Below are 15,916 nucleotides of genomic sequence, written 5' to 3'. Positions count from 1 at the left end.
TTGGAAACGAATCAAGAGCAAAACATACACCACGCGACAACATACTCGTGGGTATGTACTCAATTGCATCCAGTGGTTAACGTTACGACTCAAAAATCAACTGTGGAAGATTAAGAGCTTATTCTAAGAGCCCTATAAAAACTTGATTGCGCCCGTTTCTTTTTGCATGGTATAGATTCTTGTCAGCCAGAACGAGCCAACTGTCCACGTCAGCAATACTGGGGCTCCAAGGCATAATTCCAGCGCTTAGAGTTGCATTAGATGATGGAAAAGCCTTCTCCACCTCAGCTTCAAATATTTTACCAACCTCAACCATTCTCGCCACTGACTCTTTAGCTGAAATATCCGTGAGAAATATACAAAATTCGTCCCCACCAAATCTGCATATATAGTCCACACCTCTAAGTTTTGACCTGAGAGCATCTGCCAACAAACAAAGCGCTCTATCACCAGCATTATGGCCATACGCATCATTAACAAACTTAAAACGATCAATATCAACCATTATAAGAAAAGCTGACTCCATTAATTTTGGCCGACTCATACGTACAGAAACCAGCTCACACCAATATCGACGATTGAGCAAACCAGTTAAAGAGTCAGTACAACTTAACCGCCTCAGCAGCATCTTACTATTCTTTAATTCAGTGGCCAAATTATAAAATGATAACCCCAGCACAATTGGGTATATACCCACCAAAGGAAGACATAGCAAGACCTCAGAGACCGCACTAATATCAAACTTATAATCCACACCAAAAAATAAAAACACCAACGCAAAACCTAGAAACTTGCAACCCAAGCCTTTAAGTAAAAACCTCGGACCTCCAATAGCCACATTATTCATAGCCACCATTGAAAATATTGCAACTGAAGGAAGTGGCTTTGCATGCATTACCGCGATCCAAAACCCACAAAATATTGAATCAGCTAGAAAGTTAATCTTCTCCATTTTGAATGGATTACTAGAATTGCGCGATAGCCAAAAAGCGACGTGCCCCCACACCAAACTATTAAGAGCGAGAAAAACACACTCTACCAATGACATTTTTTCGTACGCTGTAACCGCGATAATAAACCCGCATAACATTGTACCTAAAACTCTAGGAAAGTATATTCTTCGCGCAAATAGCAATCCCTCTCTCACATCTTCCAAATCCACAGCAGTACCCCACCCACAATCAATATAGACCTAATTAAACTTTGTTTTTAAAGCCATGAGCCCGCCACATGCCAGAGAGCTCAACACCATAAATTTGACGCCAAATTATTGCTATGGATTTTAAACCAAGGTACTGATAGATACACTGACGAAACCTAACATCTACCTCTCATTCTCGTAAATCCCCCCTTATAATTCACACGCGACTGAACCCTGGGATTCGCATCTAGCTAAGTAAGGGAGACTCTCAACAATAACACCAATACCAAATCATCCAGAAAAATTCAACACCACAAAAAAATAATTACAGCCATAATTGTTTAGGTAGTTACCGAATTGCATCTAGACGCCGTAAACCTCACCACAGCGGAAGCAAGAAAATTCACCTATTGGACATTAAAAAAAAAGATAAAACGCTAGTAAGTCATTGCAACAACATCATTATTCCTCTGACCCCGACAGAGCGGGACGTGATTTTTACAGTTTCAAGCCAACCTAGGCGGCCAGTGAAAAACGAAATGATAATAGAGTACATTCAAAGAGACCCTAACCAATATAAGGGTCTTTGCATGTGCATAAGCAGACTGCAAGCAAAATTTGAAAAATTTTCACACGGAGAAAAGCTTTTCCGCTCAGTAAGAAACAGAGGTTATTACCTGATACAGCATATTTTTGTAGACACCTGATAGCCCATCAATCAATATTCAATAATATAAATATAAGAAATCTATCAGAAAATTAGGCAGATCCAACTTACCAGGGATGGTTTGACAAACGACTGACAACATTTAAAACCTTTATGCCTCTATACTTTTCTCCTGACAACTTATAAGTTACCTCCCCTTAGTTTCGAAATTTCTCTAGCATAATCCTGACAGCCCCGCAATGCGATCAATCCTCTGTCGCCGGCATCTGTGATGCCGATAATTCGTTGAGCATGCGTTGGGTCAAGTTGGGCTCGACGGGCCGCATGAACCACGCCGACGGTCGAGGGGGTGGCAGACACGTTGCAGCGACTGGCTGAATCCTTGGCGTCGAGAAGGACTGACAGCCGCACATCAGCAGTAGCAAGGTGATCACGCAATAGAGCTTGATTACGTTTGGCATCGTATAGTTCTCGGGAGTGCTCTTGATCGGAGACGGCGAGTTGTTGCTCTATGGCTAGGCGCTTGACCTGTTCGGTCTGCATCTGGCGGAGCGCGGCTTGGGTCAGATTGTTTAGATCGTCAGCCTGAAGCGCGGCCTGGCTTTCGAGCTTTCCCTTGTAACGCCACGCTTGTACTTGCCAAGCCGCGCCGAAGGCAAAAGCCATCGCGATCAACAAAACAGCCGATTTCGGTTGCGTGGTCAGCATTGCTCATCCCTCCAACTGGGTAGATCGACGGAATGCCCCGCCAATTGGTGACTGCAGTCATCAAAGAACTGGATAAGCCCGCCGATCACGAACGAATTACAAACTCGGGGGCCGTCAGAACAGCTGTATCGGACCAGAATGCTCGACGTGAACGTCGGCAAGTCCAAAAGCTCCCAGTCCACCCTTCACCGTGACCGGGGTCCATTCTCATGCGAATTACCATGAGCTATACCGCAACTCAGGCAATCAAGACATACACAATCCTACTCGGCCTGGGCGATGCAGCGAATCTCCATAGTGCCGTCATGACCGCACTCCATCCGCCAAACGGTACTGCTGGATCAGATCGTCAACACGGTGTTCACGCTGCCCATACCCTGCACCAGGCAGGCTCGCCCAGATGTTCCGGCACTTTGCGATAGCGGATTCGACCTGGCCTGCATGCACGTCCGATAGTGCGCGGCATTCGCGGATGTGCTGCAGAGCCAGCAGGTCCTGACTGATCGGACTGAAATCAGGCAGGGCCAGTAGACTTCGGTAGTACGGCCAGTCCCTCAACATTTGCTGGTAACGGCCCGAGGCATTCGAGGTCAGCCCCCTACTGTTGATGACCTTCGACGGACGCCCTTTTGCGAACGGATGATCACTGAAGTCCTTGAAGATCTCGGGTTTCATGTCGACTCCTGTAACAATGACGTCATAGCCATCCAATACAGTGACCGGCGATCTACTGGTCCCCTCAGACCAAGCAAGCATGTCGAGAAAGGCGAGCGCGTTACTGCTGCCCGCCTGAGCAACTGAAAGTTGTGACATTTTCCCAACTCCAAAATTCGCAACGCGGGTAGTTTCAATTAAGTTATGCAAACTGCAATACAGACATTTACCCCTCTTAACTAGACAATCTAAAACCAAAAGAACGTTATTATTTGTCAGCCCCCAAATATAGCGCTTTGATATCATTCCGAGAAAACTTTAGCTTCAGCAATAAGGGCAGCTGTATGAATGCTAACTCCGAAAAAAAAACGAACAAACAAGGTTGGTTGTGGGCGTATCGAAAGGTGAGAAGTTTTGGATTTTCTAGAACTACGGCTTTTTACAGGGCAACCCGCTATACCGTCTTCGGTGATTCTGGAAGAATTGAATCCAGGTCGAGATGGGAAAAGTATCGTCTCAAAAAGAGAACCCGCTCATAAGCCCTATGCGCTTCGCCGCCATGGAAGGCAGTATTTATTTAATATTTAACACCAATCAATGTGACCTATTTAGCAAGACGTCAAAATTACGCCCATCAAACATCACTCCCCCTTAAAAAATTACGCATTACGATATACGATATAAACTCTATCAGCGACTATTAATAAACCTTCCCATCAAGTTGCCAAGAATGTCAGCCCCAAGCTGATTGGGATGAAGATTGTCTGTCGTGTAGATGGATAAGTTATAACTATTGATACAGCACTGGCCACCTATGTCTAAACACGGCACACCCATTTCCCGGCATACATCTATCATGGCCTTGCCAATACTTTGGATGCTCAAGCCATAACTGTTCAATGCCGGCGGCACTGGTTCAGAGCCAAATTGACCGCGGTTGGTCGGCGTGAAGAAAAAAAGCTGTACCGTAGGCTTGATGGTCAGGATCTTATCGATCAAATACCGTACGTTCCCGTGAATGGAGATCGTTTCCTTCGGATCGGCCAGAGTGCCCAGGGGACAGTTGCCGTGGCCGTAGTCATTCGTACCGCCCCAGGTGGTCACCACATCAATTCCGTCCAAATCACCGGTCGCCAAGTTATCCGCCATCGTACGTAACAGCTGGCCGCTGACTCCCAGATTTTTAGTTTGCTGCAGCCCGGTAACCTCACACAACTTCGCCGCGTACAAATTCAGCTGAGTGAACGAGTCCCCTAATGCGCACCATTTCTTCCCCCAGAACGGTGGGAGTATATTGGTCACACGTGTTAGCGATAACGAAGAATGATAGGGCTCATACCTGATAGGCAAGTCGGCGCCCTTGGTAAACATGATCTTCTCCGGTGAAGCACTGTTGGAGGAAATACGTATATAAGCGGCATCTGCAGGCGCGGTCAGGCTGTTCAAGTTCACTATTCCGGCCAAGAAACGCTTGTCGGCGTCATACCATGCACCTGTCACACCTTGCGTACTGAACTGCGGCTGGGGCATGACGTTGATGGTTGATGACTTTGTTGTTGATCGGTAAGTCGCACCGTCATTAGCAACGGGAATAAAACCCGTCGCCCACCAGCCTTCGACGTTGACCTCCAAGCCATTTGTCGAACTAATATTTTTACCGATTATCCGTGCTCTGTAATCAAACAAATTAGAGGGTGTGTCGATAAAAGAGGCATGTCGCTCAGTCACATAATCCAGTTGAGGTGACAACCCGGCGACTATGGCAGAACCCGTTTCAACAAGCGTTTTCGATAACAGGTCTTTACCAATGTACAGCCCCGCCTCGCTGCTATTACCGTTCATCTCCAGCCGGTATGGAACGTACTGACCAGGAAGCGCATCTGCAGCGACTATTGCCGTGATGGGACCTGCCCAGTTAAAGCTTACCCGCAGGTATGCAGCTCCAGCCGGAGCACTCACACTGTTGGCACCTCCAGCGCCAGAAATAAACGCTTTAGCGGCGGTATAAAACGCATAAGCCATATTCGCTGCTGCAGGGACAGCAGCAAGAGAGAACTTATACGTTGTGCCAGCTGCCACTGGAATGTACTCGCTACGGTACCAAGACCCACCCGGCGCCGTATCTCCCCCAGTTGTCGTATTGAAGGATCCACCTGCAACCTGCGTGGCGTTGTTGTAAAGGTTTTTGCCGACTTGGATACTGAGTGACTTAACCGGAGGCTCGATACTTGCCACCCGGGAAGTCACACCACTCACGGCCGCTGCGCTTGGGTAGCGCTTGACCTCAATCGCAACCCCGGAACTATTCTGGTACAGAATCAAATATTCATTGTTATCGGCGGTTGGCACACTGAAATATTTCCCCGACACCGTACCTGCTAAACCGAGCGCCGTAGTCGCAAAGATTCCTGCAGATAGCTGAGCTTGACTACTCGCAATTTCAGCCCGATCTGCAGCCTCAACCACCACATTTAAAATGTCCTCGGGATCAGTCGTTACGATGTCCTTCAGCAAAGGTGCAACATACCCTCCGTAACCAATCGATACGTCAATCCTTCGTTCTTTTGCATAAAAAAACACCCGTGCGCTCGCATCCGCATGAGTCGGATTGGCAAGTGGGACAGTCGCCTCTGCGTCGCTAAACAACGCCGTAAGGATTGAGGTACCACTGCTGTAGACGTGAACGGTGGCTCCAGGCAGCAATACGCCGTCCTCAGCCCTTGCGGCAAAGAATTGAATAGGTTGCATGATGAGTCTCTGTCAGGTGATGAAGGTGATCGCCGGAGCGAAGTTGAGTTGACTGCGAACACTGCTCCAGGTGTCGTACGCTGCAGCGCAGAGGTAATACGTGGTGTCTGGCGTCAGTCCCGTGATCTGCCCAGTGCGTGATACGCCTTGATAGCCGATCGCTCCTGCAGTTGCCGGATCAAAGTCCTCCTCTGTCGAATACACAAACACATAGCCGGCGGCGTCTGGCTCAACACTGGCGGCGCAACTGACATCCGCTGTGGTGGTTCCAGTGACCGTGACGGTGGTTCCCGTAACGGGCACAGGCGCCGTATTGGTGACCAACAGCGACACCAGTGGTGCCTGGCCTGCAGCGTTTCGCTCGATGATTTCTACCCGATAGCTGCGAATGAGCGCACCATCCACCAACGCATCTTCACGTTGGTAGGTGAATGCCGTGCTGGTGGTCGCCACCTCTCGCAGGAGAGCATTGCTGCCCGCGTGACGAACACGTACCAAGCGATCCTCGGCACGAGCTCCGGCCACCCAGCTTACGGTGAAGTACGGCGCCTCGAAGGCACCGACCAGGGCGAGATTTTGCGCTGTATCAGGCGCAACCCTAGCCGGCGATAACGTGACGCTGTAGGCCGTTACATCCGCCAGATCCTCAAGCGCTCGGCCGAACACGTTAAATGAGCGGAACTTGACCCAAACGGTCTTGCCGACCTGGTCGGATGTGTAGCTGTACTTCCAGACCGCATCATCCAACCGCACAAACGGTGAACCGATCGAGTGACTGGAGATGGCCGTGCTCAGACGCCCGCGTTTCAGATAGCTCAGCTCATACCCTCCGACTCCGGTGAGCACCGCGTCACGGTAACTCAGCAATTCACCAGCCACCCAACACAGCGTGGCGCCACTATCTGCCTCAGCGGTAGTGGCGGCTGCCAACTCGGTCGCCGCTGCCAGCTGAATGGACAAGGTGTTGACCGTATCGGGGTCGCTTCCGGATGCGAGCGCTGCGGTCAACTGCCCCATGCGCGCCCTGCCGTAAATAGTCTCCGCTAACCGATAGCTGTCACCATCAGCGCTGATCCAGATCTCACAACCGCCCCAGGCTTCACCCACGCCGGCAACACCTCCCCATATTTGCAAAGTGCCGGCGGGCAGCAAGCTTTCGGGTGGGTTGAACATGATGGGCGGAAGGACGGGGCCTGACGCGACGTTCTGATTGCCCTGATACCCGCGTCCACTTCTTCTAGCTTGTTGGACACCAACTGCATGTTTTCCAGCAGCAGGCGCTCCTCGGCCAGTTTGGCTTCAAGCGGTGCCTTACTGCCTCCAGCACGTGGACCTGCCGTAAAATTCGCCAGCACTTGTTCGTAGCGGGCGACATTGGCAGCGACCTCATCAACGGTCACCCCAACACCCGTCATGCTTTTCAGAAGGTTATTGAACCAACTGGCAGTCTCCGACAGCCGCTTGTTCAGACTGATGAAGACAGGCTCAAGAATGGTACCGATGGTGACCTGCAGCTGGTTACTTTTGGAGTCGAGGTCGGCCTGGCTGCCGGTCAACCCATCTGCCGCCTTGGCAGCATTACCGACCTGCGCCTCGGTCTCTTTCATGATGCCGTTGTATTCGGCCGTAATCTTTTGGGAATCCGACAACTTGTCGCGACTAGTGCCGATGCTTTTGGCGTACTCGTCCCACATTTTGGCGACGTTCTTCGTGACACCGGCGTTATCCACCAGCACCGAGTTTTCGTTTTTCAAGCCCTCTGTGGCCGACACCACAGCTTCCGACATGCTCAGATTGGCCTGCCGGTTGAACGCCGCAGCATCTTTCAGGCGGTTGATCACCGCCACCGCCTGGTCGACGTTGTAACCACGACTGAGCAGGTTTTGCAGGGCTTTGGCCGCGTCACCGACGCTGAGCAAGCCGTCAGAGGCGAGCTTGTTGGCCTCATCCATGGCCCGGCCAATACCGACGCCGGCATGATTGGCCACCGCTTCGAGTCCACGATAAGCAGCCTCCTGTTGGATCGCCGCGTCCTTGCTATCGCTAACGATTTGACCCAGCTTGAAAGCGCCAAGACCAAACACACCCGCAATGCCAGCCGCCACACCACCGAGGCCCGAACGCATAATGGTACTGACGCCGGAGAAAGCCTCATTCACCGCCGGACCAAAACGAGCGAGCCGGGTTTGGCTGCCCACCATTTCGGCGTTGATCGTCCTTAGCTCGCGACTAAAAGTGGTCCGTGCCTCACGCATGTTGCGCTCAATGCTTTCGACTGCACGGTCGAAACCTTGGGTGCCAGCCGTAAACTGATAAGCGATAGTTCTTTCCATACCGGCACCTCAATATCCGCAATACAAAGTCACAATTGACGAAGCGTTCTTAGGAAAGGGGCAAACTCAAACAGTACGCGCCTACTTATAAAATATGGACAATTCATAACATTCCATAACAACCTACAAACGAACGTGTAAATTAAAATTAGACATAAGACACAAAATTCTCGCTTTGAACCATTGACTTTACGCTCAGTCTTAATACTGAAGAATGCAAGTCATACTTAAGGGGGGGGCCTGCTATGTCAACATTCGCTGACAAGCTTGAATATATGCACAATCAAGATATACAGGCACTATTCGAATTCGGAGGAAAAATGTATCCAGGTAGAATTGTCAATGTATCGGAGGACTACGTACTAATAGAAATAGAGCACAATGAGAAAACTGTGCTCTTACATAAACACATTAGTGCTATAGGATTCATTACCGGTTCAGGCATCGTTAGCTGACATAGTGACCATTTGAAACGCATCCAGCCCTTTTCGCAGATGCTTGGGCAGGTCGTCTCTTAGATCTTCGGCCATCGCAGCAATGTCGCGCTCCAAATCGGGCGCATCAGTGAAATCATGGGTCGGCTTGTAGCCTATGTATCCGGCAACAAGAATGTGAACGGGGGGATGGATTCGCCAATAGTCCGTCATATGGCCGACCATCACCATGTCCCAGTCCCGTCGCAACGTGACCGGGCTATGGCCGGTACTGGCGATCAGGTGAGCGTAGAGTTGGCCCCAGTCGAAGGGGCCTGGCCTTCCCCCGGCGCTGGCTCCGTGACTTCCAGACCCGAAGCGCTCATAACAGCATCCAACGCGTCACGCATGTTGCGAAGGTCCAGCAGCGCTGCCACCTCTGAGCGCTCGATGTCGGGGTAGTTCCGACGCAATGCCGCGTGCGTGGCATCAATGACCGTCGCGATGCTTTCACGGTCCATGTTGCCGGCCATCACCGCGTTGATCCGATCCAGCAGTTGCTCCAAATCCCCCAGGGCCAAGGGTGGAATGACAAGCGTCTTACCGGGAAACGGAAACGAAACGCCAGGGACATTCACAACGGTCATTCGTTGGCACTCCAATAGCACACCTCGCCGAACTCATCCGCGTAACCAGTGAACTCAAAGTCCGGGATGGTGTAGTCGTCCTGTTTGGTGGCGATTCCCAGCTTATTGCTGACGAAATTAGGGACGCGCACATACACAGTCTTGCCCTTGTATTTCAGGACCAATTCGCCCTGGAACACCGGCATGTCGCCCATGGGCAGGTTTTTCACCGACAGGCTTTTACCCGTCGTAACGGTGTAGCGGTAATCAATGAACACCGACTTGGCGACGTCTGAAGCGGCAAATGCATATCCCCCCGTGGCGGCATCAAAGGTGTACTGCCCTGCTGTCGGCGCGCTCAGTACCCGTACATAAGGGATAGCACCGGCGCCCCGTACCCCAAGATCACCAGAGAGCGTGCCACCCGCTGGAGGCTCCACGGTGATGGCGGCCCCTGCCGGCACCACTGTGGGCTCCGTGGAGTGATGAACTAACACCTGGCCGGTGGTCAGGGTCTGCCCAAACACCAGTTGATTCCACTGCAGCAGGCTTATCTGGGCGGATTTGGCCTTGCCCGTCAGCTTGCCCTGGCCCCGCGCCGCGTCGACCGCAAACTGCTCGCTGCCGAACAGTTCCTTGGAATCAAACGACAGGTCCACCGATGCTTCCTGCATGATGCCCAGCAGGATGGAGTCACCCGGCAATAGCGCGCAGTAGACCTCACTGAAAAGGCCTGTCCTCGCCATGGTGCAGTCCAACTTGTGGCGAGGTTCGTTATCGCTCTCTATAAAGCCCCATTCAGCCCCCAACAAAAAAGGCACTTGCCGCAAACGCCAAGTGCCTTTTTCACACCACCTGAAATCCAATCACCGCGCCAACATAAACGTCTCATACTCCAGATCTTCCAGCGCCGACGACAACCGCGCCAGCCCCAGCAATACGCACACCAGCAACGACAACGTAAACCCGTAGCCGAAGAAACTGGGCCCCAGGTGCATGCTGAGCAGGGTCAGGGCTGCGTTGAGTACGGCAAACAGTACGCACAGTTCCAGGACCACGCGGCGTTTGTCGAGGTAGAAGAACACGTTGAGCAACGCCATGAAGACCACCTGGATGCTCACGCCGATCAAGTCGATGTAGAACAGTGGCAGGTAGTAGCTGGAGATGCCGATCCATTCCAGCAGGCGCGGGGCGAAGAGGAACAGCAGCACCACGGTCAGGCCTTGGACTTTGCAGATTTCCAGCAGGCCCTGGCGGATGGAGAGGGTCATCTCGGTTTTCAGCGAGCCGATGTGCTGCAAGGTCTCGCCATCGCGGATGGCACGGAACAAGCGGTCGTACCACTCGGCAAAGTCGGTCTCGATACGCACCAGGAACACGGCCATGCCGGGGATGATCGCCAAGTAAGCGATGAAGATCGGCATGTCGTACAGGATCGAGGCGCGCAGCGGGCCTATGACTTCGTTGGAAGTGCCTGGGTTGAACCAGAACAGGATTTTGTCCACCCAGATGCCGAAGTTGTAGAAGAACCCGGTCACCAGCAGGCTGAGGAACACGTTGCGACGATTGAGAAAATCAAACGCAATCATTTTCTCGGCACGGTACTCGCGCAGGATGTCGTACAGGTACAGGAACAACAGGCTGCCGTGCCCGATCAACAGCGCCAGCAACAGGCCGGGCATCTTCAGAAAGCTCAGCAGGTAGGCGCACGCGACCATCAGCGAGTAACCCACCACCATCACCAGCAGGATGCGGTTGTATTTCTTCATCCCCGAGAGAAAGATGATCACCAGCCACAGGTTGCACAGCACCACGAAGTTCGACAGCACCAGCACGCGGTAGACCAGCGGTTGATCGAACAGTAGCGCCAGCACGATAACCCCCAGCACCCCGGCACCGACCGTCACCATCAACAATATGCCCAGCAGGTTGGGCAGGATCTGCTCGTAGTTGTGCTCGAACAACTGGTCGGACACGAAGCGGGTGAAGAACAACTGCAGGCCACCGGTCAGGATCAATGAGCTGGCCATCAGGTACGTCACCGTGACCAGAAACTGCCCCACCAATGAGTTGGGCAACAGCAGGCCCAGGCTGATGATGCCCACCAGCATTACGCTGATGATCGACAGCACCCACGGGCCGGAGCTGATCAGGCCTGCATACACATAGGCGTGCAAGGTGGCGGTGTATGAGTCGCGCGAGAGGATCTTGCGCAGTTCGAAGCCAATACCGGCCATTTAACTATTCTCCATGGCGGCCTGGTACAGGTCGCGGTAGCGCTGCAGCATCAGGGCTTCGGTGTAGTAACGGTTGACCCGCAGCAAGCCGGCGGCCTGTGCAGCCTGCCAGCGCTCGGGGCTGCGCAGCAGTTCCAGGATCGCGGCGGACGTCGCCTGTGGGTCGGCAATCGCCACCACCTTGCCCGCCACGCCCAGGTCGCGGTCTTCGGCGCTGCCGCCTTCGATCAGTTCGCGGCATGAGCCGACGTCGCTGCTGACGACCGGCGTACCGGCAGCCCAGGCTTCGAGGATCACCAAGGGTTGTGCTTCGCTGATCGAGGTCAGCACCATCAGGCCAAGCTTGGGCAAGATGTCCTGGATGCGCTGGAAACCCAGGAAGTGCACTTTGCCTTCAAGCCCCAGGCTCGCCATCAGGCTGCGGCATTCGCTCACGTATTCCGGGTCTTCTTCCTCGCGGCCGACAATCCAGCCTTCGGCATGCGGCATGGCGCTGATCACACCGCGCATGGCACGCAGGAACGTTTTCACGTCCTTGATCGGCACCACGCGCCCGATCAACCCGACCACCGGTGCAATGCCCGGCTCACGGGTTTCCATGGCGCGGGACCACTGCGACAGGTCGATGCCATTGGCGATCAACGCCGTGCGGCTCGGATCGGCACCGTCCTTGATCTGACGCTGACGGTTGCCGTCATACAAGGCAATGATCTTGTCGGCGCTGTTGTAGGCCAGTTGGCCGATCCGTTCGAAGTAGCGCACCCACAGGGTCCGGATATACCCCGAGCCCCCGTCGAGGCTGCGGTTGAGCGCCTGCCCGGAGGTTTCGGCAATCCAGGTGGCCTGGGCCAGATCGATCTTGCGCTCCTTGGTATAGATACCGTGTTCGCTCAGCAGGTAAGTGCATTTCCAGCGGTGCTTGAGGATGCAGCCCAGCAGCCCGGCGTAACCGGTGGAAATCGAGTGCAGCACCCGCGCTGGCGGCATCTTGCGCGAGGCCTCGGCGAGCATCAGCAACGGCGACTGCAACGAACGCAGGGTCCAGAAATAGTTGACGAAAGATGGGTCGGCGCAGTGCTGGCGGTAGCCTTCGCTGAGGGTTTCCCAACTGGCACGGCTGCGCAGTACATCATCCAGGGTCATATGGCCCTCGGCGATGCAATTGAGCAGGCGCTCACCCAGCTCCCGCTCGGGCGGGTCCGGGTGGTGCAAAAAGCGATACAGGTCGGCCAACTGCTGCGGGTCGGCATCGCGCGGCGTGCCACGGGTATCGGCGGGGTGCGTCGCGTCTTCGAGGAACACCTCTTCGATGTGCACCACGTTCACCGGCACTTCATAACGCCGCGAGGTGTACGCCGAGCGCTGACCACCGATGAACATCACCGAAAAAGTCAGCTCCGGCAGGCCGAGGATCATCTGGTGAATCCAGCTCGATACGCCGCCGCGCACGTAAGGCCAGGTGCCTTCCAGCAGCAGGCAGATGTCGGCCGTCGGGGTGGCTTCCTTATGATTCATTCCAGCTCCTCACCAACTCAGCAAAGGGTGGCCGCTGACGGGTTTCTTCCGGCAGCCTGGCGAGCAGCCCGGGGATTTCGTGATAGCGACCCGCTTCAAACGCCAGCTCGGCATGGAAAGGCAGTAACTGAGCCTCACCCAGACCGTTTCGCTCAGCCTCGTGCAAGAGGGCCTCGGCTCGCTCGTTTTCACCGCGCTCCAGGGCAATACGGCCGGCCAGCAGCAACAGCTCACCGCCCTCACCGGCCGCCAGACCTTGCTCGGCATGCTCGCTGGCCTGGTTCAGCACGTGTTCGAGCACACTGCCTTGGGCCAGGCCGAGGTAGGCCAATTCCCAATACCATCGCGCCAGCATGCTGTGCACCGGGCCGGCAGTTCGGGGGCTGACGCCGGCCAACTGTTCCAACGCCATCTGAATGTGCAGGTTGATGTCACTTTCCTGCTTGTCGAGCATCGAGTACGCCAGGAGACGCACGTCATCACTGGGGTCACCCAAGGCCAGCTTGAGGATGGGTACCGCGTCCTTGCCAGGCATGCGGCGAGTCGCCAGCAAAGCGGCCAGACGCTGATCGGGATCGGGCGCGTGGCGCAGCACGTCCTGCAAACCGCCATCGGCGAAAATCGGCGTGCGTGTCTGGGCCTGCGCACGGAACGGCAGGCTTGGGATCCCCACCGATCGCCACGCCTGCTGGTCGCGTTTACGCGGCAGGTACAGCGCCGGGAAGATCGACGCAACCACGCCCAGGGTGCCGATCACCGGCACAAAGAACGCCAGGCTGAAAATGAACAGTGGGCTCCACGGCAAAGGCGCCCGGTAGCGCGCCGGCAACAGCAACCATACGGCGCCGCACAGCATCAGGCAGGCCAAGCCATGGCTGAAGGTGAACACCAGCAGTTGGTGCATCTGCGGCGCATCGAGCCACAGACTGGCCCAACTGCCCGCCTCCAGCAGCACGGCGCCGCTAAACAGCCACTTGCTGATCATTCAGGCCACACTCGTTGTAAAGGAAGTTACGCAGCCCGTTGCGATCACAGCCAGGCTCCAGGTTGAAAGGCATGGCCCGCACACCCAGGCTGTCCAGGTCCGTGTCGATACCAAAGTGCTCGTGCAACAGCATGCCAATCCGCGCCAGGTAGCCTTCGGTACCTTCCGGGCTGGTCAACGGCAACAGCACCAGCAGCAGGCGATGTTCGCGGTTGTTGCGCACCGCCAGGTGCAAGTCCAGGCCACGTTGGCTGCGCTCCATCAGACGCGACAGTTCCTCGTTGGCACGCGTCATCTCGAACGCGAACAACCCAGCGGGCAATGTGTGCTGTTCCACGTCCACCAACGACCGCTTGAGCTGCAACGAAAACTGCTGGGCGTGCGCATCGGGCAGGCTCAGCACTTGCGGATCGCGGCGCAACAGGTCGGCAATGTGGCCGGCCAGCAGCGACAAGAGGCTCAAGGTGCGGTCCTGGAACGCAAAGAACGGCATTTGCCGAACCGCCAGGATCGCCAGCAAGCGGCCTTCGGCATCGATCAACGGGATGCAGGCCTGCAGCGTGGAAAACTGCGCGGCGTTACCGGCGTCGATCAGTTCCTGGCGTACGCTCACCAGTTCGCCGCGCTCCAGGCATAGCCGGATCAAACCGTCATCGGTTTCCAGCGGCCCCATCACGCCGATCATCGCCAAGGCCTGGGGCAGTAGGTTTTTCTCGCTGTCGTCGACGCGGTACAAACCCGCCACGCGCAATGCACCGTATTGGCCGAGCATCGCCACGATCGGCTCGGCCAGCTCGCTCAATGCGTCGCCTTCGACCGGCATGCCGCGCAGTTTTTCACGCAGGCCCAGCAACGAGCTGCGCAGGCTCTGGTCACTGCCGGCCACGCGCTGCTCCAGCAGGTCATGGGACACCCGCAGGATCTGGTGGGCACGGGTGAATTCGTCGAGGCGGTACTGACGGTATTCGTTAGCCATCTGCAGACGCTCCAGGCGGCGCACCCACAGGTCGCGAACCTCACCCACCAGCATCCCGCACACCAGCACACCGACGATGAACGAGGGCTCAAGCTGGGTATAACCTGCATGCCCGGTGTAGCGCAGGGCAAACAGCGCCGCCACCAGCAGCACGGCGCTGAACAGGCCGCGCACAAAACCGTAACGCACACCCAACAGCAGTGGCGCCAGGATTGGCCAGGGGAAACCACCGTGCATTTGCAACGGGTCTTCGGGAGTCAGCCAGAAGCCGAGGCCAATGGCCAAGCCCGTTACCAGGAGTGTTTCCAGCCAAGACACCGGCCCGCTGGCGCGAGGCGCCAGGCTGTAATCCATGTGTGGAGAATTCATTGCGTTCACTCGAATCGAAGGGCGCCAACCAGTTTGTCGATTACCGTCTGAGCATTGCCCGCCAGGCTTTCACGGGACCAACCGGCGCGCGCGCCGCTTTTGCTCCAGAGCACACGACCACTGTTGGCGTCCAACACACGCAGGCTGATGCCCACCGCCGGCTCGCCATCCAGGCCGTTCTTGTACTGCCACTCTTCGACGCTGCCGGCGATGACGTAATCGAGCTTTTGCTCACGAGCCCATTCCAGGGCACCGGTCAGGCGCTCGTTGTCGTCCATCAGCGCCTGCTCACCCTGGGTGCTGGTCGGGTAAACACGCGGTTGCAGGCCATGGCTGCTGAGTACGCTGAGCAGGATCTGCTCGCTGCGCTCACCGGCTTGCGGGGTCTGCGAATAGTTGATCATCGGCACGATGCCCCACTGCGCGTTACGCGGCAGGTCAGGGCTGTTTTCACTGGTGAAGCTGGAGCAGCCGGCGACGAACAGCACTGTCAGGGCCAGGCTCAGGTTACGAATTGCTTGCATAGGTTTTTCTCCCGTAGATT

15 protein-coding genes are annotated in these 15,916 nt (G+C 55.1%); 1 reads left to right on the top strand and 14 read right to left on the bottom strand.

Annotation, left to right across the window (positions count from 1 at the left end):
• Positions 1 to 118: 118 nt before the first annotated feature.
• Positions 119 to 1,147: a diguanylate cyclase gene (locus LUU92_RS01555; protein ID WP_257103829.1), complete on the bottom strand. Its 1,029-nt coding sequence runs from the start codon at positions 1,145 to 1,147 to the stop codon at positions 119 to 121.
• Between the two features lie 404 nt (positions 1,148 to 1,551).
• Between LUU92_RS01555 and LUU92_RS01550 the strand changes: the two genes are divergently transcribed.
• Positions 1,552 to 1,848 carry a winged helix-turn-helix domain-containing protein gene (locus LUU92_RS01550; RefSeq protein WP_226940010.1) on the top strand — a complete coding sequence of 99 codons (297 nt, stop codon included), beginning with the start codon at positions 1,552 to 1,554 and terminating at the stop codon, positions 1,846 to 1,848.
• Positions 1,849 to 1,988: 140 nt separating this feature from the next.
• On the opposite strand, the gene LUU92_RS01545 is transcribed toward LUU92_RS01550, so the two are convergent.
• From LUU92_RS01545 to LUU92_RS01485, 13 genes are all read right to left on the bottom strand, one after another.
• Positions 1,989 to 2,516 (bottom strand): lysis system spanin subunit, encoded by a 528-nt coding sequence (locus LUU92_RS01545; RefSeq protein WP_065899757.1) that lies wholly within the window; start codon positions 2,514 to 2,516, stop codon positions 1,989 to 1,991.
• 303 nt (positions 2,517 to 2,819) lie between these two features.
• A complete protein-coding gene (locus tag LUU92_RS01540) occupies positions 2,820 to 3,272 on the bottom strand; it encodes a glycoside hydrolase family 24 protein (protein WP_503366964.1) in 453 nt (150 codons plus the stop codon).
• Positions 3,273 to 3,860: 588 nt separating this feature from the next.
• On the bottom strand, positions 3,861 to 5,918 hold the full coding sequence (locus LUU92_RS01535; protein ID WP_257103068.1) for an SGNH/GDSL hydrolase family protein: 2,058 nt from the start codon (positions 5,916 to 5,918) through the stop codon (positions 3,861 to 3,863).
• 12 nt (positions 5,919 to 5,930) lie between these two features.
• Positions 5,931 to 7,025 carry a GTA baseplate fiber-binding domain-containing protein gene (locus LUU92_RS01530; RefSeq protein ID WP_257103067.1) on the bottom strand — a complete coding sequence of 365 codons (1,095 nt, stop codon included), beginning with the start codon at positions 7,023 to 7,025 and terminating at the stop codon, positions 5,931 to 5,933.
• Positions 6,962 to 8,251: a hypothetical protein gene (locus tag LUU92_RS01525; RefSeq protein ID WP_257103066.1), complete on the bottom strand. Its 1,290-nt coding sequence runs from the start codon at positions 8,249 to 8,251 to the stop codon at positions 6,962 to 6,964. The genes LUU92_RS01530 and LUU92_RS01525 overlap by 64 nt, the downstream gene beginning before the upstream one ends.
• 437 nt (positions 8,252 to 8,688) lie before the next feature.
• Positions 8,689 to 8,916, bottom strand: coding sequence for a hypothetical protein (locus LUU92_RS01520; protein ID WP_257103065.1), 228 nt, complete (start codon positions 8,914 to 8,916; stop codon positions 8,689 to 8,691).
• Between the two features lie 47 nt (positions 8,917 to 8,963).
• On the bottom strand, positions 8,964 to 9,311 hold the full coding sequence (locus LUU92_RS01515) for a hypothetical protein (RefSeq protein WP_257103064.1): 348 nt from the start codon (positions 9,309 to 9,311) through the stop codon (positions 8,964 to 8,966).
• Positions 9,308 to 10,036, bottom strand: coding sequence for a hypothetical protein (locus tag LUU92_RS01510; protein ID WP_257103063.1), 729 nt, complete (start codon positions 10,034 to 10,036; stop codon positions 9,308 to 9,310). The genes LUU92_RS01515 and LUU92_RS01510 overlap by 4 nt, the downstream gene beginning before the upstream one ends.
• 120 nt (positions 10,037 to 10,156) lie before the next feature.
• Entirely contained in the window at positions 10,157 to 11,527 is a 1,371-nt protein-coding gene (pelG, locus tag LUU92_RS01505) for an exopolysaccharide Pel transporter PelG (protein ID WP_092248456.1), read from the bottom strand.
• Entirely contained in the window at positions 11,528 to 13,042 is a 1,515-nt protein-coding gene (gene pelF, locus LUU92_RS01500; RefSeq protein WP_257103062.1) for a GT4 family glycosyltransferase PelF, read from the bottom strand.
• On the bottom strand, positions 13,032 to 14,027 hold the full coding sequence (locus tag LUU92_RS01495) for a HEAT repeat domain-containing protein (RefSeq protein WP_071492456.1): 996 nt from the start codon (positions 14,025 to 14,027) through the stop codon (positions 13,032 to 13,034). The genes pelF and LUU92_RS01495 overlap by 11 nt, the downstream gene beginning before the upstream one ends.
• A complete protein-coding gene (locus tag LUU92_RS01490) occupies positions 14,005 to 15,372 on the bottom strand; it encodes a PelD GGDEF domain-containing protein (protein ID WP_257103061.1) in 1,368 nt (455 codons plus the stop codon). The genes LUU92_RS01495 and LUU92_RS01490 overlap by 23 nt, the downstream gene beginning before the upstream one ends.
• A 5-nt stretch (positions 15,373 to 15,377) precedes the next feature.
• Positions 15,378 to 15,896, bottom strand: coding sequence for a penicillin-binding protein activator LpoB (locus LUU92_RS01485; protein ID WP_071492458.1), 519 nt, complete (start codon positions 15,894 to 15,896; stop codon positions 15,378 to 15,380).
• Positions 15,897 to 15,916: the final 20 nt, after the last annotated feature.

It is taken from the genome of Pseudomonas extremorientalis, assembly GCF_024584605.1.
Classification (GTDB): Bacteria; Pseudomonadota; Gammaproteobacteria; order Pseudomonadales; family Pseudomonadaceae; genus Aquipseudomonas; species Aquipseudomonas extremorientalis.
Note: the sequence above shows the minus strand (reverse complement) of the source record. Positions and strands in the feature narration are given on the sequence as shown.